Source organism: Streptomyces sp. NPDC127106, from assembly GCF_042677605.1.
Classification (GTDB): domain Bacteria; phylum Actinomycetota; class Actinomycetes; order Streptomycetales; family Streptomycetaceae; genus Streptomyces.
Genome location: NZ_JBHXTC010000001.1, coordinates 498,720 through 520,854, shown reverse-complemented (window position 1 = coordinate 520,854; position 22,135 = coordinate 498,720). Strand labels below are relative to the sequence as shown.

19 protein-coding genes and 1 pseudogene are annotated in these 22,135 nt (G+C 73.7%); 9 read left to right on the top strand and 11 right to left on the bottom strand.

Features of this window, described 5'->3' with window-relative positions:
* Window positions 1-80: 80 nt before the first annotated feature.
* On the top strand, window positions 81-2,225 hold the full coding sequence (locus tag ACFVGY_RS02215; RefSeq protein WP_385669851.1) for a putative bifunctional diguanylate cyclase/phosphodiesterase: 2,145 nt from the start codon (window positions 81-83) through the stop codon (window positions 2,223-2,225).
* 31 nt (window positions 2,226-2,256) lie between these two features.
* Here the strand turns inward: ACFVGY_RS02215 and ACFVGY_RS02210 are convergent, their stop codons facing one another.
* Window positions 2,257-3,327, bottom strand: coding sequence for an FAD-dependent monooxygenase (locus ACFVGY_RS02210; protein WP_385669562.1), 1,071 nt, complete (start codon window positions 3,325-3,327; stop codon window positions 2,257-2,259).
* A 105-nt stretch (window positions 3,328-3,432) separates the two neighbouring features.
* Between ACFVGY_RS02210 and ACFVGY_RS02205 the strand changes: the two genes are divergently transcribed.
* Window positions 3,433-4,077, top strand: a complete 645-nt coding sequence (locus ACFVGY_RS02205) for a TetR/AcrR family transcriptional regulator (protein WP_385669559.1) — start codon at window positions 3,433-3,435, stop codon at window positions 4,075-4,077.
* A gap of 37 nt (window positions 4,078-4,114) precedes the next feature.
* Here ACFVGY_RS02205 and ACFVGY_RS02200 read toward each other — a convergent pair whose 3' ends face one another.
* The gene (locus tag ACFVGY_RS02200) at window positions 4,115-4,996 is read right to left on the bottom strand and encodes a LysR family transcriptional regulator (protein WP_385669556.1); all 882 of its coding nucleotides are present in this window, start codon (window positions 4,994-4,996) and stop codon (window positions 4,115-4,117) included.
* Window positions 4,997-5,092: 96 nt separating this feature from the next.
* On the opposite strand from ACFVGY_RS02200, the gene ACFVGY_RS02195 reads away from it, so the two are divergent.
* The 4 genes from ACFVGY_RS02195 to ACFVGY_RS02180 all read left to right on the top strand — a co-directional run bounded on the left by ACFVGY_RS02195 (window position 5,093) and on the right by ACFVGY_RS02180 (window position 9,334).
* Entirely contained in the window at window positions 5,093-5,797 is a 705-nt protein-coding gene (locus tag ACFVGY_RS02195) for a succinate dehydrogenase (protein ID WP_385669553.1), read from the top strand.
* A gap of 2 nt (window positions 5,798-5,799) precedes the next feature.
* Complete coding sequence (locus ACFVGY_RS02190) at window positions 5,800-7,749, top strand: fumarate reductase/succinate dehydrogenase flavoprotein subunit (RefSeq protein WP_385669551.1); 1,950 nt, start codon at window positions 5,800-5,802, stop codon at window positions 7,747-7,749.
* Window positions 7,746-8,501: a succinate dehydrogenase/fumarate reductase iron-sulfur subunit gene (locus tag ACFVGY_RS02185; protein WP_385669548.1), complete on the top strand. Its 756-nt coding sequence runs from the start codon at window positions 7,746-7,748 to the stop codon at window positions 8,499-8,501. The genes ACFVGY_RS02190 and ACFVGY_RS02185 overlap by 4 nt, the downstream gene beginning before the upstream one ends.
* A 179-nt stretch (window positions 8,502-8,680) precedes the next feature.
* Entirely contained in the window at window positions 8,681-9,334 is a 654-nt protein-coding gene (locus ACFVGY_RS02180) for a hypothetical protein (protein ID WP_385669545.1), read from the top strand.
* A gap of 86 nt (window positions 9,335-9,420) precedes the next feature.
* On the opposite strand, the gene ACFVGY_RS02175 is transcribed toward ACFVGY_RS02180, so the two are convergent.
* The 3 genes from ACFVGY_RS02175 to ACFVGY_RS02165 form a co-directional block, all read right to left on the bottom strand.
* Complete coding sequence (locus ACFVGY_RS02175; protein WP_385669542.1) at window positions 9,421-11,937, bottom strand: ABC transporter; 2,517 nt, start codon at window positions 11,935-11,937, stop codon at window positions 9,421-9,423.
* A 10-nt stretch (window positions 11,938-11,947) separates the two neighbouring features.
* A complete protein-coding gene (locus tag ACFVGY_RS02170; RefSeq protein ID WP_385669539.1) occupies window positions 11,948-12,964 on the bottom strand; it encodes an LLM class flavin-dependent oxidoreductase in 1,017 nt (338 codons plus the stop codon).
* Between the two features lie 77 nt (window positions 12,965-13,041).
* Window positions 13,042-13,674, bottom strand: coding sequence for a DinB family protein (locus ACFVGY_RS02165; protein WP_385669536.1), 633 nt, complete (start codon window positions 13,672-13,674; stop codon window positions 13,042-13,044).
* Between the two features lie 171 nt (window positions 13,675-13,845).
* Here ACFVGY_RS02165 and ACFVGY_RS02160 point away from each other — a divergent pair, with 171 nt between their 5' ends.
* Window positions 13,846-14,340: an HAD family acid phosphatase gene (locus ACFVGY_RS02160; protein ID WP_385669533.1), complete on the top strand. Its 495-nt coding sequence runs from the start codon at window positions 13,846-13,848 to the stop codon at window positions 14,338-14,340.
* A 119-nt stretch (window positions 14,341-14,459) separates the two neighbouring features.
* On the opposite strand, the gene ACFVGY_RS02155 is transcribed toward ACFVGY_RS02160, so the two are convergent.
* Both ACFVGY_RS02155 and ACFVGY_RS02150 read right to left on the bottom strand, forming a co-directional pair.
* Window positions 14,460-14,675, bottom strand: a complete 216-nt coding sequence (locus tag ACFVGY_RS02155) for a dodecin (protein WP_385669530.1) — start codon at window positions 14,673-14,675, stop codon at window positions 14,460-14,462.
* Between the two features lie 145 nt (window positions 14,676-14,820).
* Window positions 14,821-15,546 carry a dienelactone hydrolase family protein gene (locus tag ACFVGY_RS02150; RefSeq protein ID WP_385669527.1) on the bottom strand — a complete coding sequence of 242 codons (726 nt, stop codon included), beginning with the start codon at window positions 15,544-15,546 and terminating at the stop codon, window positions 14,821-14,823.
* 311 nt (window positions 15,547-15,857) lie between these two features.
* On the opposite strand from ACFVGY_RS02150, the gene ACFVGY_RS02145 reads away from it, so the two are divergent.
* The gene (locus ACFVGY_RS02145; protein WP_385669524.1) at window positions 15,858-16,679 is read left to right on the top strand and encodes a GNAT family N-acetyltransferase; all 822 of its coding nucleotides are present in this window, start codon (window positions 15,858-15,860) and stop codon (window positions 16,677-16,679) included.
* Window positions 16,676-17,203 (top strand): annotated as a pseudogene (locus ACFVGY_RS02140) (lysophospholipid acyltransferase family protein); the annotation flags it as partial. The gene ACFVGY_RS02145 and the pseudogene ACFVGY_RS02140, both read left to right, overlap by 4 nt.
* A gap of 239 nt (window positions 17,204-17,442) precedes the next feature.
* On the opposite strand, the gene egtD reads toward ACFVGY_RS02140, so the two are convergent.
* Genes egtD through egtA form a run of 4 tightly spaced genes read right to left on the bottom strand, consistent with a single transcriptional unit; the run spans window position 17,443 to window position 22,020 of the window.
* Window positions 17,443-18,489 (bottom strand): L-histidine N(alpha)-methyltransferase, encoded by a 1,047-nt coding sequence (gene egtD / locus ACFVGY_RS02135; RefSeq protein ID WP_385669521.1) that lies wholly within the window; start codon window positions 18,487-18,489, stop codon window positions 17,443-17,445.
* Complete coding sequence (gene egtC / locus ACFVGY_RS02130) at window positions 18,486-19,244, bottom strand: ergothioneine biosynthesis protein EgtC (protein ID WP_385669518.1); 759 nt, start codon at window positions 19,242-19,244, stop codon at window positions 18,486-18,488. Before egtC ends, egtD begins: the two co-directional genes overlap by 4 nt.
* Window positions 19,244-20,608: an ergothioneine biosynthesis protein EgtB gene (egtB, locus tag ACFVGY_RS02125; RefSeq protein WP_385669515.1), complete on the bottom strand. Its 1,365-nt coding sequence runs from the start codon at window positions 20,606-20,608 to the stop codon at window positions 19,244-19,246. The genes egtC and egtB overlap by 1 nt, the downstream gene beginning before the upstream one ends.
* Window positions 20,605-22,020, bottom strand: coding sequence for an ergothioneine biosynthesis glutamate--cysteine ligase EgtA (gene egtA, locus ACFVGY_RS02120; protein WP_385669512.1), 1,416 nt, complete (start codon window positions 22,018-22,020; stop codon window positions 20,605-20,607). The genes egtB and egtA overlap by 4 nt, the downstream gene beginning before the upstream one ends.
* Window positions 22,021-22,135: the final 115 nt, after the last annotated feature.

Genomic DNA, 22,135 nt, shown 5'->3' with positions numbered 1-22,135 from the left:
AGAACGCGCGCACGGCGCAGGGCGCACCCCTCCAGCAGCCGCCCGCCGGCCCGACGGCGACCCCGGCGGGCCCCGCCGCGCTGCGCAGCGGCCTCGAGGACCGGATCGGGCGTTTCGCCACGATCTGGGGCCGCGCCATCTTCCCGTTCACGGCGACCTCGCTGACCCGCGTCGAGTTCGAGCAGCACCTGGTGCCGCTCACCCGGACGCTCACCGAGGCCCTGCACGCCCGGCCCTTCGACGCGGCCGCCGCCCAGCAGGTCGGGGCCGACCTCGTCGCCGTGCACTGCACCGACCCGGAGGCGCTGGCCGGCACCCTCGGCGTGGTCGAGTCGTACCTGGTGCTCTACTGCGGCCCCGACGGCGTCGGCGTGGAGGGCACCGAGGAGTACCGGTCCCGGTGCGCCCGGCTCCAGCACCAGATCGCGGCGGGATTCGCCCGGGCCCTGCGCGAGCGGACCCTCAAGGAGCAGGAGGCCATCGCCCGCTCCGCGCTGACCGCCCGCGTCGACGCCCAGCAGGCCCTGCACGCGAGCGAGGAGCGCTTCCGGGCGGTCTTCGAGGGCGCGGCCGTCGGCATCGGCATCGCCGACCTGGAGGGCAACGTCCTGGAGGTGAACGACGCGCTGCTGCAGATGTTCGGCGGCATGGGCGGGCACGTCCACGGCCGCAACGTCAGCGAGTGGGGGCACCCCGACGACGCCCCCCAGGTGTGGCGGATGTACGGCGAGCTCGTGCGCGGCGAACGCGAGAGCTACCGCGTGGAGAAGCCGTACTACCGGCACGACGGAACCGTCCTGTGGACCAATCTGACGGTGTCGCTGCTGCGCGACGCCGACGGCACCCCGCAGTACCAGCTGGCGCTGATGGAGGACACCACCGAACGCCGGCTGCTGAACCTGCGGCTGCGCTACGAGGCCACCCACGACGCGCTGACCGGTCTGCCCAATCGGACCTTGTTCTTCGAGCGGCTGGAGAAGGCCCTGAGCGGGGTCGGCGGCAGCCGGTTCGGGCTGTGCTACCTCGACCTCGACGGGTTCAAGGCGGTCAACGACAGCCTCGGCCACTCGGCGGGCGACCGGCTGCTGGTGGAGGTCGCCGACCGGCTGCAGAGCTGCGTCACCGGTCAGAGCGAGGTGGTCGCCCGGCTCGGCGGCGACGAGTTCGTGGCCCTCACCACCGGCCCGGACACCGAGGAGAAGGTGACCGAGCTCGCCGTCCGCATCCTGTCCGCCCTCTCGGCGCCGATCCGCATCGAGGGCCGGGAGCTGTCGGTGCGCGGCAGCATCGGCATCGTCGAGGGCCCGGCCGGGGAGCGAACCCCGGCCGAGGTGCTGCGCAGTGCCGACATCACCATGTACCGGGCGAAGGCGGCCGGCGGCAGCCGCTTCGAGTTCGCCGACGCGGAGGCCGACGCCCGCGCCATCACCCGGCACGGCCTGACCAACGCCCTGCCCGCGGCGCTGGAACGCGGCGAGTTCTTCATCGAGTACCAGCCGCTGGTCCACATGCACGACGGTAGTGTGCGCGGAGCCGAGGCGCTGGTCCGCTGGGAGCACCCGCAGTACGGGGTGCTCGGCCCGGACCGGTTCATCCCGCTCGCCGAACGCACCGGGCTGATCGTGCCGCTCGGCCGCTGGGTCCTGGAGGAGTCCGTCCGCCAGGCCCGCACCTGGCAGCGCGAGCACGGCGGTTCGCCGCTGCGCGTCAACGTCAACCTCTCGCCGACCCAGCTACAGCACCCCGGGCTGGTCGCGGACACCGTCGCGGTGCTGGAGAGCGCGGGCCTCGCCCCCGGCGCACTGTGCCTGGAAGTCACCGAGTCCGCCCTGATCGGTGCCGACGACGAGCTCCTCGAACCGCTGCACCGCCTCGCCGAGCTCGGTGTGGACATCGCGCTGGACGACTTCGGCACCGGCTACTCGAACCTCGCCAACCTGCGCCGCCTGCCGGTCAGCGTGCTCAAGCTGGACCGCTCCTTCACCAAGGGGATGCAGCAACAGCCCGCCGACCCCGTCGACGTCAAGATCGTGGAAGGCATCGTCGCGTTGGCCCACAGTCTCGAACTCGCCGTCACTGTCGAGGGCGTGGAGACCGGCGCCCAGGCGGCCCAGCTGCGGGCACTCGGTTGCGACACGGCACAGGGCTGGTACTACGCCCGCCCCGGAGCCCCGGACCGCATCCACGCACTGTCCCTCTCCGACGCGGTCCCCGCCCCCTCCTGAGCACCCCGGCCCGGGCCCGTCCGCCGTGCTGCTAATCGGCTCCGGCCTCGGTCCCGCGGCCGGGGGTGCGCACCGCCTCGACGACCCGCTCGTACCGCCGCGTTGTGTCGGCGAGCACCTCGGCCGCGACCGGCAGCCGCTCCGCCTGGTAGGCGTCGAGCACCTCCGGACCGGCGGTCCCGGTGAGTGCGGCGGCCAGCGTACGGGCGAGGGCGGCCGCGTCCTGGATGCCGGTGTTCATGCCGAACCCGCCGGCTATCGGGTGGACGTGGGCCGCGTCGCCCGCGAGGAAGGCCCGGCCCTCGCGCATCCGGGCGGCCATGCGGACGTTGATCCGCCAGGACGAGAGCCACGTGGGGTCCGCCAGCCGGATGCCCGGCATCCGGGCGTGCCGGTCGAAGAGCCGCTGGAAGCCCTCCAGTGACGGCGGGAGCTGCCTGCCCTCCTCGTCCCGCTCCGGAGAGGCCTGCAGCTGGAAGACGTCCGTCCCCGGTATCGGGCAGAGCAGGATCCCGCCCTCCTCCGAGGAGAACCACTGGTGCCAGAACTCCCTGCTGAGCCCGGGCGCCCGCACGTCCCCCAGCACCATCTCCTCCTCCTGCGCGGTGTGCCCCTCGAAGGGGATTTCGAGGAGCTTGCGCGTGGTGCTGCCCCCGCCGTCGCACCCGGCGAGGTACGCGGCGCGGATCACCGTGCCGTCCGTCAGCTCGGCGTCCACGCCTGCCGTGTCCTGCCGGATCGCGGCCAGCCGGGATCCGTGCTCGACGTGCACACCGAGCTCGGCGAGCCGGTCGCGCAGCACCTGCTCGACCTGCCACTGGCCGATGATCAGGCCGTCCCCGGCGGTGGGGGTGTCGCGCACGGGGGCGCCGTCGAAGTACTTGCGCAGCACCAGCCCCGTCCGGCCGACGGCGCCCATGCGCTCGGCCACGCCGAGTTCGGCGAAGACCTCCAGGCTGCCGGGCTGCAGGCCCTTGCCGCGCGATTCGCGGTGCGGTTCCGCGCGCTGCTCCACCACCCGCACGCCCAGGCCGCGGCGGGCCAGGTCGCAAGCCAGTGTGAGCCCCGTGGGGCCGGAGCCGGCGATGAGTACGTCGGTCATCGGATGTCCTCTCCTCGTCGTTGCCTCAAGGAAAGCGGCTCCCGGAAGAAAAAGCAACCCGGTTACGAAATTTACTCGGTCACGGAGATGTGGTAGGTTCTGTGCATGGAGAACACGACGGGTCTGCGCGAGAGCAAGAAGCTCCGCACGCGCCGCCTGCTGGCGGCGACCGCACTGGAGCTGTTCCTGGAGCGGGGCTTCGACGCGGTGTCGGTGGCGGACGTCGCCGCGGCGGCCGAGGTCTCCAAGCCCACCCTGTTCCGGTACTTCCCGAGCAAAGAGGACCTGGTCCTCGACCGGTTCGCCGACCATCAGGACGAGGCGGCCCGCATCGTCCGCGACCGGCCCGCCGGCCGGACTCCGGTGGCCGCGGTGCACGCGCACTTCCTGGCCGCCCTCGCCGAGCACGACCCGATCACCGGGCTCTGCGACCACCCGGAGGTGCTCGCCTTCCAGCAGCTCCTGCACACCACCGGCAGCCTGGAATCCCGGCTGCACCACTACACGGCCCGCGAGGTCGAACTGCTCGCCGCCGTACTGGAGGCGGAGGCGGTCCCGCCGCTCGCCGCGCGCCTCGCGGCGGCGCACCTGGTGACGGTCCGGCACGAGCTGGGCCGGGAGAACTGGCAGCGGATCGCCGGCGGAATGAGCGCCGACGAGGCCCACCCCGCGGCCGTCGCCGACGCCGACCTGGCCTTCGCCATGCTGGCCGGCGGGCTCGACAAGGAGTTGCCCATACGCCGCGCCTGACGGCCGCCCGCCCCGGGCCGCGCCGCCGGCCGGTGGGTCAGTCGCCCAGCAGGACGCGCTTGAGCTCGCGGGCCGCGCGCGGCGGGGCGACGTCCGTGCGGTGAGCCAGCGCGATCGTGCGGCGCAGCGGCGCACCCTCCAGCGGAGTGCTGCGCAGCCCCGGCCCGGCGTGGCCGACGACCATCGCCGGCACCACGGCGACCCCGAGACCCGCACGGACGAAGCCCAGCACCGCGTCCATCTCACCGCCCTCCACCGTGAACACCGGCTCGAACCCCTCTGCCCGGCAGGCCGCCACCGTCAGGTCCCGCAGGTCGTAGCCGTGGCGGAACATCACCATCGGCTCCTCCCGCAGGGCCGACACGGTCAGCGGACCACCACCTCCCGGCGGCGGCAGCTGCGCCGACGAGACCACCACCAGGTCCTCCGTCAGCAGCTCCACCGTGTCCAGCGCCGGTGCCGAAGGAGGCAGCGGCAGCGCGATCAGGGCCAGGTCCAGGGCCCCCCGCGCAAGCTCCCGCACCAGATCCAGCGAACCGCTCTCCTCGATCAGCAGCTCGATCCCCGGATGCGCGGTGTGGAAGGCGCGCAGGACATCCGGCAGCAGGCCCGTGCACACGCTCGGCGTGGCGCCCAGCCGGACCCGCCCCCGGCGCAGCTGCGCCAGCTCCTGCACCTCCAGCCGCGCGGTGTCCGCGTCCGCCAGGATCCGCCGCGCCAGCGGCAGCAGCGCCTCGCCCGCATCGGTCAGCGCGATGTTCCCCCGCGCCCGGCTGAACAGTTCCGCCCCCAGCTCCCGTTCGAGCGCCTTGATCTGCTGCGACAGCGACGGCTGGGCCACGTGCACCCGCTCCGCCGCCCGCGTGAAGTGCCGGGTCTCGGCGACCGCCACGAAGTACAGGAGCTGCTGGAACTGCATCACCCCAGGCTATCCCGCTTCATAGGGCATGCCTATCGACATCAGCACCATCATGTCTTGGACCTCTCGGGGTCCAGGTCCCTACCGTCTTGTTCCATGGCTCTGGCAACGCGGACGGGCCGACGGCCGTCCACCACGCGCACGCTCTGGGAATCCACCGTCGGCAAGAAGGCCGTGATGGCGGTCTCCGGCCTGATCATGCTCGGCTACCTGGTCGTCCACATGACGGGCAACCTCAAGATCTTCTTCGGGGCGGAGGAGTTCAACGCCTACGGACGCTGGCTCCGCCACATGGGCGAGCCCTTCCTGCACAGCCACTGGGGCCTGTGGGCGGCCCGCGTCGTACTGCTCGCCGCCGTCGTCGCCCACGCCGTGTCCGCCTATCAGCTCAGCCGCCGCGACATCAAGGCCCGCCCGGTCCGGTACGCCCACAAGCGCCGCCGCGCGAGCTACGCCACCCGCACCATGCGCTGGGGCGGCGTCATCCTCGGCCTGTTCATCGTCTGGCACCTGCTCGACCTCACCACGCTCACGGTCAACGAGCGCGCCTGGGCCGGCCACCCGTACGAGAACGTCCTCGCCACCTTCTCCACCTGGTACGGCAACACCATCTACATCACCGCGATGGCCGCTCTCGGCCTGCACGTCCGGCACGGCTTCTGGAGCGCCGCCCAGACCCTAGGCGCGGGCAGCGCCCGCCGCGACCGGACCCTGAAAGCCCTCGCCAACGCCCTGGCCCTGCTCCTCTTCGCGGGGTTCGTCTCCGTCCCCGTCGCCGTCATGACCGGAGTGGTGAACTGACCGTGAACGACTACACGCACTACACCACTGGCGAGCCCCTCGCCGACCCCAAGGCCCCGGCCGGCCCCATCGCCGAACGCTGGGACCGCCGCCGCTTCGAGGCCAAGCTCGTCAACCCGGCCAACCGCCGCAAGCACACCGTCATCGTCGTCGGTACCGGCCTGGCCGGCGGCGCCGCCGGCGCCACCCTCGCCGAACAGGGCTACCACGTCGTCCAGTTCTGCTACTCCGACTCCCCGCGCCGCGCCCACTCCATCGCCGCGCAGGGAGGCATCAACGCCGCCAAGAACTACCGCAACGACGGCGACTCCATCCAGCGGCTCTTCTACGACACCGTCAAGGGCGGCGACTTCCGGGCCCGCGAATCGAACGTGCACCGCCTCGCCCAGATATCCGTCGAGATCATCGACCAGTGCGTGGCCCAGGGCGTCCCCTTCGCCCGCGAGTACGGCGGCCTCCTCGACACCCGCTCCTTCGGCGGCGTCCAGGTCTCCCGCACCTTCTACGCCCGAGGGCAGACGGGCCAGCAGCTCCTCCTCGGCGCCTACCAGGCGCTGTCCCGGCAGATCGCCGCCGGCAACGTGGAGATGCACGCCCGCACCGAGATGCTCGACCTGATCGTCGTCGACGGCCGGGCCCGCGGCATCGTCGCCCGCGACCTGGTCACCGGCGCGATCTCCACGTACCACGCGGACGCCGTCGTCCTCGCCACCGGCGGCTACGGCAACGTCTTCTACCTCTCCACCAACGCCATGAACTCCAACGCGACCGCCGTCTGGCGGGCCCACCGCCGCGGAGCGTACTTCGCCAACCCCTGCTTCACCCAGATCCACCCCACCTGCATCCCGCGCACTGGCGACCACCAGTCCAAGCTCACCCTGATGAGCGAGTCCCTGCGCAACGACGGCCGCATCTGGGTCCCCAAGGCCAAGGGCGACACCCGCCCGCCCGCCGACATCCCCGAGGCGGAGCGCGACTACTACCTGGAGCGGATCTACCCGTCCTACGGCAACCTCGTCCCCCGCGACATCGCCTCCCGCGCCGCCAAGAACGTCTGCGACGAGGGCCGCGGCGTCGGCCCCGGCGGCCAGGGAGTGTACCTGGACTTCGCCGACGCCATCCGCCGCATGGGCCGGGACAAGGTCGCCGAGAAGTACGGCAACCTCTTCGAGATGTACGAGCGGATCACCGCCGAGAACCCGTACGAGGTCCCGATGCGGATCTACCCCGCCGTGCACTACACGATGGGCGGCCTCTGGGTCGACTACGACCTCCAGACCACCGTCCCCGGCCTGTTCGCCATCGGCGAGGCCAACTTCTCCGACCACGGCGCCAACCGCCTCGGGGCCTCCGCCCTCATGCAGGGCCTCGGCGACGGCTACTTCGTCCTGCCCTCCACCATCAACGACTACCTGGCCCGCAACCCCCACCAGGAGCCCGTCGACGACCACCACCCCGAGGTCGCCGCCGCCGTCCGCGGGACCCGCGACCGCCTGGAGCGGCTGCTCTCGGTCGACGGCGACCGCACGCCCGACTCGTTCCACCGCGAGATCGGCGAACTCATGTGGGAGTACTGCGGAATGGCCCGCAACGAGGCCGGACTGCTCAAGGCCCTCGCCCGGATCCCCCGGATCCGCGAGGAGTTCTGGCGCCGCATCAAGGTCCCGGGCACCGGCCAGGAGCTCAACCAGTCGCTGGAGAAGGCCAACCGCATCGTCGACTACCTCGAACTGGCCGAGCTGATGTGCCTCGACGCGCTCCACCGCGCCGAGTCCTGCGGCGGCCACTTCCGCGAGGAGTCCCAGACCCCGGACGGCGAGGCCGCCCGCCGCGACGAGGAGTTCGGCTACGCGGCCGCCTGGCAGTTCCGCGGCACCGGCGCCCCGCCCGTCCTCCACAAGGAAACCCTCGTCTTCGAGTACGTCCACCCCACCCAGCGGAGCTACGCATGAGGCTCAACCTGCGCGTCTGGCGCCAGCAGAACCCCGACACCCCCGGCGCCATGGTCACCTACGAGGTCGACGGCGTCTCCCGGGACATGTCCTTCCTCGAGATGCTCGACACCCTCAACGAGGACCTCATCCTGCGCGGCGAGGACCCGGTGGCCTTCGACCACGACTGCCGCGAGGGCATCTGCGGCGCCTGCAGCCTCGTGATCAACGGGGACGCCCACGGTCCCGAGCGCACCACCGTCTGCCAGCTGCACATGAGGTCCTTCACCGACGGCGACACCATCGACGTCGAACCCTGGCGCGCCGCCGCTTTCCCGGTGGTCAAGGACCTCGTCGTCGACCGGAGCGCCTTCGACCGGATCATCCAGGCCGGCGGCTACATCACGGCCCCCACCGGCTCGGCCCCCGAGGCCCATGCCACCGCCGTGCCCAAGGACGCCGCCGAGCAGGCGTTCGAGCACGCCGAGTGCATAGGCTGCGGCGCCTGCGTGGCGGCCTGCCCCAACGGCTCCGCCATGCTCTTCACCTCCGCCAAGATCAACCACCTCAACGTGCTGCCGCAGGGCTCGCCCGAACGGGAGACCCGCGTCCTGGACATGGTCGCCGCGATGGACGAGGAGGGCTTCGGCGGCTGCACCCTGACCGGCGAGTGCGCCACCGCCTGCCCCAAGGGCATTCCGCTGCCGTCCATCGCCGCCATGAACCGGGAGTGGCTCCGCGCCCTCGGCAAGCGCGGGAAGACCGGCAGCTGACCCCCGCCGCCCCGCGGGTCCGACGGACTGCGCCGGCCGGTGGATACGGCCCGTGGATCCGATCGGCTGATCCGGTCGGCTGATCCGGTCGGCCGATCCGATCGGCCGACCGGGCGCTCATGCCGGGCCACGACGCGCCGCAGCCCCGAGCGCTCCGCCCCATGGGGAACAGTGGCCCCATGCGAGAAGCCCTCCGCGGGTCCGGGCCGCGCCGCCGAACCGTGCTGGCCGCCACCCTCACCGCGCTCGCCACGGCCGCCGGCTGCTCCACGGAGGAACCGGCCCGCCCCCCGGCACAGGGCCCCGAAGGAGCCGCGGACAAGGACGCCCTGGTGATGGTGATCCGGCACGGGGAGAAGCCGTACGCCGGGGACACCGGCGAGGACGGTGACGGCAAGCAGAGCCCCGGCTTCCTCGCCGGACGCGGCCGACGCCGGGCCCAGGCGCTGCCCCGCCTCTTCACGCCGACCCGCAGTGCCCTGCTGCCCCGCCCCGCCGCCGTCTTCGCCGCCGGTGGGGCCGCGGCGCCGGCCCGCTGCCGTCAGACCGTCGCCCCGCTGGCCGCCGCACTGCACACCCGCGTCCGCGCCGAGTTCGCCGTCGGCGCCGAAGCCGCCCTGGCCGGCGCCGTGCTGGCCGCCCCGATGCCGGTGCTGGTCTGTTGGGAACACCAGGGCGTGCCCCGCCTCATCCGCTCCCTCGGGGCACACCGGGTGCTCGGCGTCCCCGCCGTCTGGCCCGACCGCTACGACCTGGTGTGGCTGTTCACCCGAAGCCGGGGCCGCTGGAGCTTCCGCGAGCTCCCGCAGCACCTGCTCGCCGGCGACGCCTGAGCGGCCTCCCCGAGACCCCTCGGCAGCGGGAACCGCAGCCGGCGCCGGCCCGCACCGCGCAGCAGCTCGTGCACCCCGGCACCCCCCTACGCCGTGCCCAGTGCCCGGGCCAGATAGCCCGCCGTGCGGCCCTGCCCCGCCCGGGCGACCTGCCGGGGCGTGCCGGCGGCCACGATCCGGCCGCCGTCCGCACCGCCACCGGGCCCCAGGTCCACCACCCAGTCCGCGCCCGCCACCACGTCCATGTCGTGCTCGACGACCACCACCGAGTGGCCGGCGTCCACCAGCCCGTGCAACTGCCGCAGCAGTACCCGCACATCGGCCGGATGCAGCCCGGTCGTCGGCTCGTCCAAGAGGTAGAGGGTGTGGTCACGGCGCTGCCGCTGCAGTTCCGTCGCCAGTTTGATCCGCTGCGCCTCCCCGCCCGAGAGCTCGGTCGCCGGCTGCCCCAGCCGCAGGTAGCCCAGCCCGATCTCCTCCAGCGCCCGCAGGCTCCGCGCCGCCGCCGGGACCCCGGCGAAGAACGCAGCCGCGGATTCCACCGTCAGCGCCAGCACCTCCGCGATGTTCAGCCCCTCGTGGCGCACCTGGAGGGTCTCGGCGTCGTACCGAGCGCCCCCGCATTCCGGGCACGGGGCGTACGTACTGGGCAGGAACAGCAGCTCCACCGACACGAAGCCCTCGCCCTGGCAGGTCTCGCACCGGCCTCCCACCACGTTGAAGGAGAACCGGCCCGCCTTCCAACCGCGCGCCCGCGCCTCCGGAGCAGCCGCGAACAGCCGGCGCACCACGTCGAACAGCCCGGTGTACGTGGCCAGGTTGGACCGTGGGGTGCGGCCGATCGGCTTCTGGTCCACCTCCACCAGCCGCCGCACCGGGAAGTCCGGCTCGGCGAGCCGTTCGCCGACCTCCCGGGCGAGCACCTGCCCCACCAGGGTCGACTTGCCCGATCCGGACACTCCGGTGACCGCCGTGAACACCCCGAGCGGGAACTCCACGTCCACACGTCGCAGGTTGTGCCGGTCGACCCCCTCCAGCCGGACGGCCCCGGCCGCCTCCCGCACCGCGCGCCCGTCCCGCACCGCTAGTTCCTCGCGCCCCTCTCGCCCCTCGGGCCCCTCGGGCCCCTCGCGCCCGTCCCGTACCGGGCGGTCGCCGTCCGCGCCGAACAGGTACCGCGCCGTCGCCGACTCCGCCACCCCGGCCAGCTCGTGCGGCGGCCCGCTGTGCAGTACCCGCCCGCCGTGCTCGCCGGCCCGCGGACCCACGTCCACCAGCCAGTCCGCATGCCGCACCACGTCCAGGTGGTGCTCCACCACGAACACCGTGTTCCCCGCCGCCTTGAGCCGGTCCAGGACGCCGAGCAGCGCCTCGGTGTCGGCCGGATGCAGTCCCGCCGACGGCTCGTCCAGCACGTACACCACGCCGAACAGCCCCGACCGCAGCTGCGTCGCCAGCCGCAGCCGCTGCAGCTCGCCCGCCGACAGGGTCGGCGCGGTGCGGTCCAGGCTCAGGTAGCCGAGGCCGAGCTCGACGACGGGCCCGATCCGGGACCGGAGGTCCTCGGCGAGCACCCGAGCCGCCTCCCCGCCCGTCCCGTCTGCCCCACCCGGGGCCCCCGGGGCCCCCGGCGCAGTTCCCGCCAGCAGCCGGTCCAGGGCGGTCAGGGGCAGCGCCGCCAGCTCCGCGATCGTCCGGCCCCCGAAGGTCACGGCCAGCGCCTCCGGCCGCAGCCGCCGCCCCTCGCACCCCGGGCAGGGCGAGTCGGTGAGGAACCGCTCGGCGCGGGTCCGCAGCGTGGCGCTCTTGCTGTCCGAGAACGTCCGCATCACATAGCGGTGTGCGCTCATGTACGTGCCCTGGTAGGGCCGCTGGATCCGGTCCGCGTCCCGCACCGGGTGCACGGTCACCACCGGCTGCTCCTCGGTGAACAGGATCCATTCCCGGTCGGCCGCCGGCAGCTCCCGCCACGGCACGTCCACGTCGTGGCCGAGCACCTCCAGGATGTCCCGCAGGTTCTTGCCCTGCCAGGCCCCGGGCCACGCCGCGATCGCACCCTGACGGATCGACAGCCCCGGGTCGGGAACGAGGAGTTCCTCGCTGGTGCGGTGGATGCTGCCCAGTCCGTGGCAGGAAGGGCAGGCCCCGGCAGCCGTGTTGGGGGAGAAGGCGTCCGAGTCGAGCCGTGGCGCACCCTCCGGGTAGGTGCCGGCCCGGGAGAACAACATGCGCAGGGAGTTGGACAGCAACGTCACCGTGCCGACCGAGGAGCGGGAACCGGGGGAGGAACGCCGCTGCTCCAGCGAGACGGCGGGCGGCAGGCCCGTGACCGAGTCGACCTTCGGCGCGCCGATCTGGTGGATCAGGCGGCGCGCGTACGGGGCCACCGACTCGAAGTAGCGGCGCTGGGCCTCGGCGTAGAGCGTGCCGAAGGCGAGCGAGCTCTTGCCGGAGCCGGAGACCCCGGTGAAGACGGTCAGCGCGTCGCGCGGGATGTCCACGTCGACGCCGCGCAGGTTGTGCTCCCGGGCACCCCGCACACGGATGAACGGGTCATGGCTGCGGGGGTGGGCGGCCGGTGGCGGCTCGGCGGTCTGGTGCATTCGCCCCACTTTACGGGGGCTCCGCAGAGCAGGCCCCCTCCAGCCCCGCCAGGCGGGCCAGCCGTCCGAAGGAGTCCAGCAGGGCGCCGCGGTCGTACGTGGACGTGGTGACCAGCAGCTCGTCCGCGCCGGTCAGCGCGGACACCTCGGCCAGCTCGGCCGCCACCTGCTCCTCGGTGCCGTGGATGTGCCCGGCGAGCGCGCCCTCGTACAGCTCCCGCTCCTTCGCGGTCATCTCCAGGGCCTCGATCTCCTGCGCCGGGCGCAGCGGCGGGAAACTGCCCCGGGTCCGCGAGTACGCGACCGACCAGGCCTCCGGTACGAGGATCCGCCGGGCCTCCTCCGCGGTGGCGGCGACGGCGACCGTCCCGGAGACCACGACGTACGGTTCGGCGTGCCGCGCGGACGGCCGGAATCCGGCGCGGTACCCGTCCACGATCCCGGCGACCCGGTCCCGGCGCCGTAGGTCGCCCACCACCAGCGGCAGCCCGGCGCGGGCCGCGATCTGCGCGCCCTCGCCGGTGGCCAGGACGAACGCCGGAACGGACAGCCCCTCTGCGGGGCGGGCGTGCACCTCGGGGTGGGCCCGCTGGGTGCCGTCGAGCCAGCCCAGCAGCTCGGCGAGCTGCTCCTCGAACCGGTCGGCGTCGTCGGTGTCCCGGCCGAGGGCCCGCCGGATCCCGCTGGTGAAGCCGACCGAGCGGCCGAGCCCCATGTCGATGCGGCCCGGGAAGAGGGACTCCAGGACCCCCAACTGCTCGGCGACGACCAGCGGTCGGTGGTTGGGCAGCATCACCCCGCCGGTCCCCACCCGGATCCGGCGGGTCGCGCCGGCGACGGCTGCGGCCAGCACCGTCGGTGCGGAGCCGGCCACGCCGGGCACGCTGTGGTGTTCGGACACCCAGAACCGGTGGTAGCCGAGCACGTCCGCCCGGCGGGCGAGCTCGACGGTGTCGCGCAGGGCCTGGGGCGCGGGGTGCCCCTCGCGGGTGCGGGACCGGTCGAGGACGGAGAGTCTGCGGATCACAAAGCTCTCAACGTCCTGTGCCCGTCAGGATTCCCGGCCACCGGGCGGCGCCGCCTGCCCGGCGGGGCGCGGTGGTGTCAGTGCTGCGGTGCACGGTAGCGGTACAGGTCGCGCAGCAGGGCGATCTCGGCTCCGTGGTGCAGGAGTTCCTGGTTGACCCACCACACGATGTCGAGGAGGGGCTCCTCCGCGTCGCTGCCGTGCGGGTAGGTGCAGTACCCCGTGGTGTCGAGCGCGGTGTCGTCGAGGCTCAGCAGCGCCTTCCGCCAGGCCCCGGCCCCGGCCTCGAACGCCGCGACGGCCTCCGCCGCGGTCCCGCTGACCGGGTGGTCGTCCCGGGTCAACGTGTGGGTGCCGGCCGTGTGGTCGGCGCGCAGGGTCAGCATCTCGCCGAGGTGGCTCAGGCGCCATGCCAGCGTGGTGAACGGCGGCGGCCAGGGGTGCGGGTAGGCCGCGGCGTCGCGTCCCCAGTCGCCGCTGCCGGCGCCGGCCAGGAGGGTCGCCCGAGGACCCGGCCCGTCCGCGCGGCGTCGTACGGACCAGCAGTCCGGCACCGGCTCCCAGAGGTACTCCGCGTCGGTCAGCGGGGCGCCGACCTGCGTCTGCGTCCCGTCGCCACTGTCCATGACGGGCCCCGACATGCGGCCGGAGAGGCGCTCGTACGCGAAGTCGAACTGCTGGAGGAACGGGATCAGGCGGGCAGGTATCACGGGTGCTCCGGTGGCGGGCCGGCCGCGCCCGGCGGCGCGGGAGGGACGGACGGTGGGTCAGCCCGCCAGCCTCGCACTCCCGGCTCCGCACCGCGTAACGATTTTCCGGCAGCCGGCCGGTCGACTGCCGACCCCGCTGCCGCCGGGACACAACTCCTTAGGCTGGCCCGTATGAGTGAGCGAACCGACCGCAGGCCGCTGGCCGTCTTCGACATAGACAACACCCTGGCCGACACCGATCACCGCCAGCACTTCCTGGAGCGCCGCCCCCGGGACTGGGAGGGCTTCTTCGCCGCGGCCCCGACCGATCCGCCGCTCGCGCGCGGGGTCGCCCTGGCCGTCGAACGCGCGGCCGACTGCGAGATCGTGTACCTGACCGGCCGCCCCGAGCGGTGCCGGGAGGACACGGTGCAGTGGCTGGCCCGGCACGGGCTTCCGGAAGGGCGGCTGTGGATGCGCCGGAACGGTGACCGCCGGCCCGCCCGCACCACCAAGATCGAGGTGCTCCAGCAGATCGCCCGTCGCCGGGAGGTGCGGATGCTGGTGGACGACGACGAGCTGGTGTGCCAGGCGGCGCGCGCCGCGGGATTCCGGGTGGTGCCGGCGACCTGGTCGGCGGACGCGCCGGAGCTCCGGGCCGCGCAGGAGGCGGAGGGCCGCACCTGATCCCGGCCGCCGAGCCGCCGAGCCGCCGGGCTTGATGGGCCGCCGAGCCGCCGGCGCCCGGCCGGAGGGCCGTCATGCCGCGGGGCCCCGGGGGCGCACCCCCGGGGCCCCGTCGGACGTCAGTCCCCCTCGTCGAGCCGGAAGCCGACCTTCAGACCGACCTGGTAGTGCGCGATCTGGCCGTTCTCCAGGTGGCCGCGCATCTGGGTGACCTCGAACCAGTCCAGATTGCGCAGTGTCATGCTGGCCCGGGCGATCCCGTTGCGGATGGCCTGATCGATGCCCTCGGTGGACGTGCCGACGATTTCGGTCACCCGGTAGGTGTGGTTGGACATGGAGGTCTCCCGAGAGTGGGGGCTTTGTCGCGTTCTACGGTGCCCCAGTACGCCCCTTTCCGCGAACTTTGCCACGAAAACTCCCGGGTGAACCGACCACACCACCGGCCTGATCACCAGTGAGGGTCCCCGGGAGCCGACCGGATCATTCCGGTGCGGGCAGGCACTCGGCGAGCAGGTCGACGATGTCGCGCCAGGCCCGCTGTGCGTGCCGCGGGTGGTGGCCGACGCCGGGGAGCACGGGGTGGTCGACCGGTGGGTGGTGGAAGGCGTGCAGGGCTCCGCCGTAGACCACGAGGCGCCAGTCGACGCCCGCGGCCTGCATCTCGGCGGTGAACGCCTCCCGTTGCGCGGGCGGCATGATCGGGTCTTCCGACCCGACCCCGGCCCACACCGGGCAGCGAATGCGTGCCGCCTCGCCCGGTCGGCCCGTGGTCAGGGCGTTGACCGTCCCGATCGCGCGCAGGTTGACGCCGTGGCGCCCCAGTTCCAGTGCGATCGCGCCCCCGGTGCCGTAGCCGACGGCGGCGATCCGGTCGGGGTCGGCCCGCGGTTCGGCACGCAACACGTCGTACGCCGCGTGGCCGATGTCCCGCATCCGGTCCGGGTCGGCGAGCAGCGGCGTGCAACGGGCCAGCATCTCCTCGGGGTCGCCCAGATAGCGCCCGCCGTGGAGGTCGAAGGCCAGCGCCACGTATCCCAGCTCGGCCAGGGCGTCGGCTCGGCGGCGTTCGACGTCGCTGAGCCCCGGCCCCTCGGGCCCGATCAGGACTGCGGGCCGGCGGTCGACACCAGCGGGGAGCGCGAGGTGCCCGATCATCGTGAGGGCGTCGGCCGGGTATTCGACCGTACGCGTGGTGATCGTCGTCATGAGGCTGGACCGTAGTGACCGTCGAGCCCGGGCGGGCCGGTGTTCACCGCTGGCAGACGGTGGTCCGTCCCGGCTGCACCACCCGCACCTGACGGCCGTCCTCACCGGCCAGGACCATCGGAAGGCTGCCCGGCCGCCGCCGAGTCGACCAGCAGGGTACCGAGCTCCGCCCGCCGACCCCGGCGAGTTCAGACTCCGCACATCCGCGGGCCGCGAAGCGGTCATGTCGAATCCAGCCGGTCACGGAAGAAGTAGAGGAGCCGGGTCGCCACACCTGCGGCCCGCACTCCGTGCCCGGATCAGGAGCCGCCATGACCATCGCCCCCCTCTCGCCGTCCGCCGTTCCCCCCATCGCCGCTCCCGCCCCTGCCCTCGTGCCCGCCCCCGCCGCGGATCCCGCCGTCACTCCCCGGTACGCCGTCCGCCTGGCCCGCAACGAGGACGAGGTGCGCGCCGCCCAGCGGCTGCGCCACCAGGTCTTCGCCGGCGAGCTCGGCGCCCGCCTCGACGGCCCCGAGCCCGGCCTCGACTCCGACGCCTTCGACGCCTACTGCGACCACCTCCTCGTCGTCGAGGAGGAGACCGAACAGGTCGTCGCCACCTACCGGCTGCTGCCCCCCGAGCGCGCCGCCGTCGCCGGACGCCTCTACTCCGAGAGCGAGTTCGACCTCTCGGCCCTCGCCCCCATCCGCCCCGACCTCGTCGAGGTCGGCCGCTCCTGCGTCCACCCCGACCACCGCAACGGCGCCGCCATCGCCCTGATCTGGGCCGGCCTCGCCCGCTACATGGACCGCTCCGGGCACAACTGGCTCGCCGGCTGCTGCTCGATACCGCTCGCCGACGGCGGGCTCCTCGCCGCCGCCACCCGTGACAACGTCCTGCCCCGCAGCCTCGCCCCCGCCGAGTACCGCGTCACCCCGCACATCCCCTGGAACCCCGAGGGCATCGCCTTCCCCGAGCGCACCCAGCTCCCGCCGCTGCTGCGCGGCTACCTGCGCCTCGGCGCCTGGGTCTGCGGAGAGCCCGCCCTCGACGCCGAGTTCGGCTGCGCCGACCTGTACGTCCTGCTCTCCCTGCGACGTACCAACCCCCGCTACCTCAAGCACTTCCTCGCGCTCGCCCCGACCGCATGAGCGTCTGGCTCCCCACCTCACCCTGCACCCCGCAGGACTGCGCCGGCCACGACGGGCACACCGTGGGCGTCCCGCGCGCAGTCCTGCGGCTCACCGGCGCAGTCGCCCTCATCCTCGTCGGGATCCTGGGCGCGCCCCCGGTCCGGCTGCTGCCCACCGGCCCCCGGCACACCGTGATCCGGGCCTGGTCGGCCGCGCTGGTACGGGCCTTCGGGCTGCGGATCACCGTCCACGGCAGCGCGGGCCCGGACGGCGCCCGCCTCGTCGTCGCCAACCACGTCTCCTGGCTGGACATCCCGCTCGTCGCCGCCGTCCTGCCCTCCCGGATGCTCGCCAAGAGCGACATCCGCGCCTGGCCCGGCCTCGGCCGGCTCGCCGCACGGGCCGGGACCCTGTTCATCGAACGCGACCGGATCCGCGCCCTCCCGGACACCGTCGCCGCCCTCACCCGCGCCCTGCTGGCCGGCGACCGGGTCACCGTCTTCCCCGAGGGCAGCACCTGGTGCGGGCGCGCCCGGGGTCCCTTCCGCCGGGCCGCGTTCCAGTCCGCCCTCGACGCGCGCGTCCCCGTCCAGCCGGTCCGGCTCGACTACCGGCTGCCCGGCGGGGACACCGCCGGGGCCGCCTCCTTCGTCGGCGACGACCCGCTGACCGCCTCCCTCTGGCGGATCGCCCGCGCCCGCGGCATCCGGGCCGAGGTACGGCTGCTGCCGCGGATCCCGCCGGGCCGGTACGCGCACCGGCGGGACCTCGCGGCCGCGGCTCAGGCCGCGATCACCTCGGCCGACCCGGCCTCCGTCCCCACCCCCTCGGCACCGCTGCCAGGCCTGCCCGCCCAGCCGAACTCGCCCTCGGCCACCGACAGGGACAGCGCGAAACGGCCCTCGGCGTCCGTCCACCACCGGGTCAGCTCCAGCCCGGCCGCCGCCAGCTCCTTCCGTACGCCCTCCTGACGGAACTTCGCGGACACCTCCGTCAGGATGTCCTCACCCTCCTCGAACGGCACGAGCAGGTCCAGGGCCCGGACCTTCACCACCAGCTCCGACCGGGCCCGCAGCCGCATCTCGATCCACTCCTGCTCCCGGTTCCACACGGCGACGTGCGCGAAGTCCTCGGCACGGAAGTCCGCACCCAGCTCCCGGTTGATGACGGCCAGCACGTTCCGGTTGAACTCGGCCGTCACCCCCTGCGCGTCGTCGTAGGCCGCCACCAGCACGGACTCGTCCTTCACCAGGTCCGTCCCCATCAGCAGCGCGTCCCCCGGCGACAGCGTCGCCCGAACGGAGGACAGGAACGCCCCCCGCTCCGCCGGCAACAGGTTCCCGATCGTCCCCCCGAGGAACACCACCAGCCGGGGCCCGGGCGCCTGCGGAAGCCGCAGCGGCTTGGTGAAGTCGGCCACCAGCGCGCGTACCCGCAGCCCCGGATGCTCCTCCTGCAGGGTCTGCGCCGCCCCTTCCAGGGCGCTCGCGCTCACGTCCACCGGGACGTACGTGTCCAGCGCGGGCATCGCCGCGAGCAGGTGCCGGGTCTTGTCCGAGGAACCGGAGCCCAGCTCCACGAGCGTACGGGCCCCGCTCACCGCGGCGATCTCCCCGGCCCGCGCCAGCAGGATCTCCCGTTCGGCGCGCGTCGGGTAGTACTCCGGCAGCCGGGTGATCTCGTCGAACAGCTCGCTGCCGCGGGCGTCGTAGAACCACTTGGGCGGCAGCACCTTCGGCGACTGCGTCAGCCCGTTCAGCACGTCCTCGCGCAGCGCGGAATCGGCGGTGTGCTCGTCGAGCGTGCGGGTCAACTGGAAGTCACTCACTGGACGGTCTCCTTGAGCGGGGTCAGGTCGACCCGTGTGCGGTGGGCGGTCAGCAGGGTCCGGTCGGGCACCTCGTGCCAGCGCGGGTCGTCGTCGTACGGCTCCGACGCCACCACGACGCGCTGCGCCGCCGGGTCGGCCAGGTACCACAGCGAATCGCCCCAGGCCGTCGCGGCGATCGCCCGGCCGTCGGTCAGCAGCAGGTTCAGCCGGGAACCCGGCGCGGCCTCGGCGAGTTCCCGTACCGGCTCGGCGAGCGCCGTGCCGAGGTCGTCCCCCCGGCGCAGCCGGTGCAGCACCAGCGCCCAGACGAGCGCCGAGTCCGTGGTCGCGGCCAGCGTCAGCACCTCGCCGGCCGGCAGGGCCGCCGCGAGCTCGGCCGCCGTGCCCGGCCAGCCCCGTATCGCGCCGTTGTGGCTGAACAGCCACCGCCCGCCCGTGAAGGGGGCGGCCGCGGCCTCCCCCTCGGCCCCCGCCAGCGTGGCGTCCCGTACGGCGGCCAGCGCCGCCCCGGCCCGCACCACCCGGGCCAGGTCCGCGAAGGTCAGGTCCCCCCAGATCGGCCCCGCCCGCCGGTAGCGGGCCGGCACCGGATCCCCCTCCGCGTACCAGCCCACCCCGAAACCGTCGGCGTTGACCGTGCCGTGGCGCTGCCGCCGCGGCCCCCACGACTGCCGCACGAGCGAGTACTCCGGATCGCTCAGCAGCCGCCCCAGGGGCACCTCCGGTCCCACGAAGGCGATGTGGCGACACATCAGGCATCCCTCGCCGTCCGGAACCCGGAGAAGATCTGCCGCCGCACCGGAAGGTCCCAGTTGCGGAACGTGCCCCGGCAGGCCACCGGGTCCACCGCGAAGGAACCGCCGCGCAGCACCTTGTACTCGGGCCCGAAGAACACCTCCGAGTACTCCCGGTACGGGAACGCCCGGAACCCCGGATACGGCAGGAAGTCCGAGGACGTCCACTCCCACACGTCGCCGATCAACTGGCGCACCCCCAGCGGGGAAGCCCCCGCCGGATAGCTGCCCGCCGGCGCCGGACGCAGGTGCCGCTGCCCCAGATTGGCGTGCGCGGGCGTCGGATCGGCATCGCCCCACGGGTAGCGGGTGGAGCGCCCGGTCGCCGGATCGTGCCTGGCCGCCTTCTCCCACTCCGCCTCCGTCGGCAGCCGCCGCCCCGCCCAGCGCGCGTACGCGTCCGCCTCGTACCAGCTCACGTGCAGCACCGGCTCCCCCTCCGGCACCGGCTCGGTCACCCCGAACCGGCGGCGCAGCCACTGGCCCGCCTCCCGGTACCAGAACAGCGGCGCACCGATCCCGTGCCGGCGGATCTGCTCGAAGCCCTCCGGCGCCCACCAGCGGCCGTCGAGGTAGCCGCCGTCCGCGATGAACGCCTGGTACGCGGCGTTCGTCACCGGCACCGTGTCGATCCAGAACGGCCCCGTCTCCCGGACGTGCGCGGGCCGCTCGTTGTCCAGCGCCCACGGCTCCGCCGAGGTCCCCATGGTGAAGGGGCCGCCCGGCACCAGCACCTCGGACACCGCCGGCGGCGGCCCCGTTGGCGGGGACGGGTAGGGGGCGGCCAGCACCGGGGCGCCCCGCCGCAGCTGATGCGTGATCAGCATCGTCTCGTCGTGCTGCTGCTCGTGCTGCGCGATCATCCCGAAGGCGAAGCCCGAGTCGAGCAGCGCGGTGCCCTCCAGCGGGGTCCGCTCCAGCAGGTCGAAGACCCGTCCGCGCACGTCGGCCGCGTACCGGCGGGCCTCGGCGGGCCCGAGCAGCGGCAGCTTCGGCCGCTCGGAGCGCGGATGCTCGAACGCGTCGTACAGCGGGTCGATCTCCGGGTGCATGGCCTCGCGGCCGCCGACCCGGCGCAGCAGCCACAGCTCTTCCTGGTTCCCGATGTGCGCGAGGTCCCACACCAGCGGGGACATCAGCGGCGAGTGCTGCGCCGTCAGGTCCTCGTCGGTCACCGCGTCGGTCAGCCCGGCCGTACGGATCCGGGCCGCGGTCAGGGCGTCGAGTGCCCGCTCGCGAAGGTCCGCGGGCTCGCCGGGCACGAAGGATTCGAGGGGCGGGGAGGTTGCGAAGGGTTGGGACACGAAGGATTCTGCGGTCATGGGCGGGCCCCCGTCCCGGTGAGTCGGTACGCGTTCTCGTCGGCCGGGCAGCGCCCGCGCAGCACGAAACGCTCGGTGAAGTCGCCCACCACGTTCCGCACGTGCGAGCTCGCCCCGAGCCGGGGCAGCGCCTCGGCCGCGGCCCGGAAACAGAGGGCGGCCGCCGCCCTCAGCTCGGGATCGGCCAGGCCGTACCGGGCCGCCGACTGCCACAGCGGATTGCGGGGCGCGCGCACCGGCCCGTACCGGTCGGCGAGTGCCTTCGCCACCCGGTACCCGGTCTCGGCGGCCTCCGGGTCGTCGAACAGTGCGTGCACCACGGCCACCGGGACCAGCCAGCCGTCGTCCCCGGGCTGTGCGTCGATCATCCGCAGCTCCAGGTGGCCGCGCGGGCGCACCGGTGGGAACAGCGTGGTCAGGTGGTACGCGAGGTCCTCGGCGGTCGGCGGGCGCAGCCTGCCGGGCGGTGGCGGTGGCGCGGACGCGGACGGGGAGGCGGACCGCGACGGGGACGTGGACGTGGCGCGCAGCCAGTCGCGGAACGTCATTCCGCGGGGCGCCGTCCACGGCCCGTCGCCGGACGACCGCATGCACATCACCTCGGTGTCCAGCGCGTGCCGGACCCATCCCGACCGGGGCTTGGCGTCCAGCGGCGGGGCGAGTGCCCGCCGGGCGTCCAGGTCCCGCCAGATTCCCTGCCGGGCGCACCGCCATCCGGCGTACGGACCCCCGGTCGCGGGGGAGTTGGCGAACGCCGCCACGAACACCGCGCCCAGCAGGTGGCCCAGCCGCCACCGCCGCCCGTAACCGAGCGGGCCCGGCTCCTCGTAGCCGGCGTCCACGCAGACCTGTACGGAGGCGGAGGTGCGCATCATGGCGCGCCCGGCCGGGCCGAAGCGGTCGAGGTACGCCTCCATGGCGTCGTAGCGGGGGCTTCTGACCAGTCGGCGCACGGGGGTGCGGGGGTCGCGGCCGATGCCGCGCAGCACCAGGCCCCGGGAGTGCAGGGCGCTCCGTACGGCGGTGAGGTCGGCCTGCAGGCTGTCCACGCAGGCGGAGAGGGAGCCGGCGGGGGCCGAGCTGAGCTCCAGCTGGCCGCCGGGCTCGATGCTGAGGCGGGAGTGCAGGGGGAGGGCGCGGGCCGCTTCGTGCGCAGCCGTCAGCCGGTCGGGGTGAAGCGGCTCACCGGGCCGCTCGGCGTCCATCACGAGCCATTCGAGCTCGGCGCCGAGGACGCGCGGCGGGCCGGTCTTGAAGCAGATGCCGTGGACGAGGTCCTCGGCGGCGGCTTCGGTGATGGGGGAGGGGGCCGGGGACGGGGAGTGCGGGGGTGGCGGTGGGGCTGATGTAGCTGTTGTGTCTGATGCAGGTGAAGCGGAGGAAGCAGATGAAGCGGGTGAGCCCTGGGGCATGGCCGAATCTCCTGTCCTGGACTGTGACCTGACCATGCCTACCCGACCTCGTAGGGCTCAAGAGCCGAATCCGGTCGTGTTTGCGCAAATATGAGTGGTTGCAGGCCGTGCCCGG

Excerpts from the sequence above, each read along its gene's own strand:
- ACFVGY_RS02210 (WP_385669562.1), bottom strand. The coding sequence starts at position 3,327 with ATGACCGACGTACTCATCGCCGGCTCCGGCCCCACGGGGCTCACACTG.
- ACFVGY_RS02205 (WP_385669559.1), top strand. The coding sequence starts at position 3,433 with ATGGAGAACACGACGGGTCTGCGCGAGAGCAAGAAGCTCCGCACGCGC.
- ACFVGY_RS02200 (WP_385669556.1), bottom strand. The coding sequence starts at position 4,996 with ATGCAGTTCCAGCAGCTCCTGTACTTCGTGGCGGTCGCCGAGACCCGG.
- ACFVGY_RS02195 (WP_385669553.1), top strand. The coding sequence starts at position 5,093 with ATGGCTCTGGCAACGCGGACGGGCCGACGGCCGTCCACCACGCGCACG.
- ACFVGY_RS02185 (WP_385669548.1), top strand. The coding sequence starts at position 7,746 with ATGAGGCTCAACCTGCGCGTCTGGCGCCAGCAGAACCCCGACACCCCC.
- ACFVGY_RS02180 (WP_385669545.1), top strand. The coding sequence starts at position 8,681 with ATGCGAGAAGCCCTCCGCGGGTCCGGGCCGCGCCGCCGAACCGTGCTG.
- ACFVGY_RS02175 (WP_385669542.1), bottom strand. The coding sequence starts at position 11,937 with ATGCACCAGACCGCCGAGCCGCCACCGGCCGCCCACCCCCGCAGCCAT.
- ACFVGY_RS02160 (WP_385669533.1), top strand. The coding sequence starts at position 13,846 with ATGAGTGAGCGAACCGACCGCAGGCCGCTGGCCGTCTTCGACATAGAC.
- ACFVGY_RS02155 (WP_385669530.1), bottom strand. The coding sequence starts at position 14,675 with ATGTCCAACCACACCTACCGGGTGACCGAAATCGTCGGCACGTCCACC.
- ACFVGY_RS02150 (WP_385669527.1), bottom strand. The coding sequence starts at position 15,546 with ATGACGACGATCACCACGCGTACGGTCGAATACCCGGCCGACGCCCTC.
- ACFVGY_RS02145 (WP_385669524.1), top strand. The coding sequence starts at position 15,858 with ATGACCATCGCCCCCCTCTCGCCGTCCGCCGTTCCCCCCATCGCCGCT.
- egtC (WP_385669518.1), bottom strand. The coding sequence starts at position 19,244 with ATGTGTCGCCACATCGCCTTCGTGGGACCGGAGGTGCCCCTGGGGCGG.
- egtB (WP_385669515.1), bottom strand. The coding sequence starts at position 20,608 with ATGACCGCAGAATCCTTCGTGTCCCAACCCTTCGCAACCTCCCCGCCC.
- egtA (WP_385669512.1), bottom strand. The coding sequence starts at position 22,020 with ATGCCCCAGGGCTCACCCGCTTCATCTGCTTCCTCCGCTTCACCTGCA.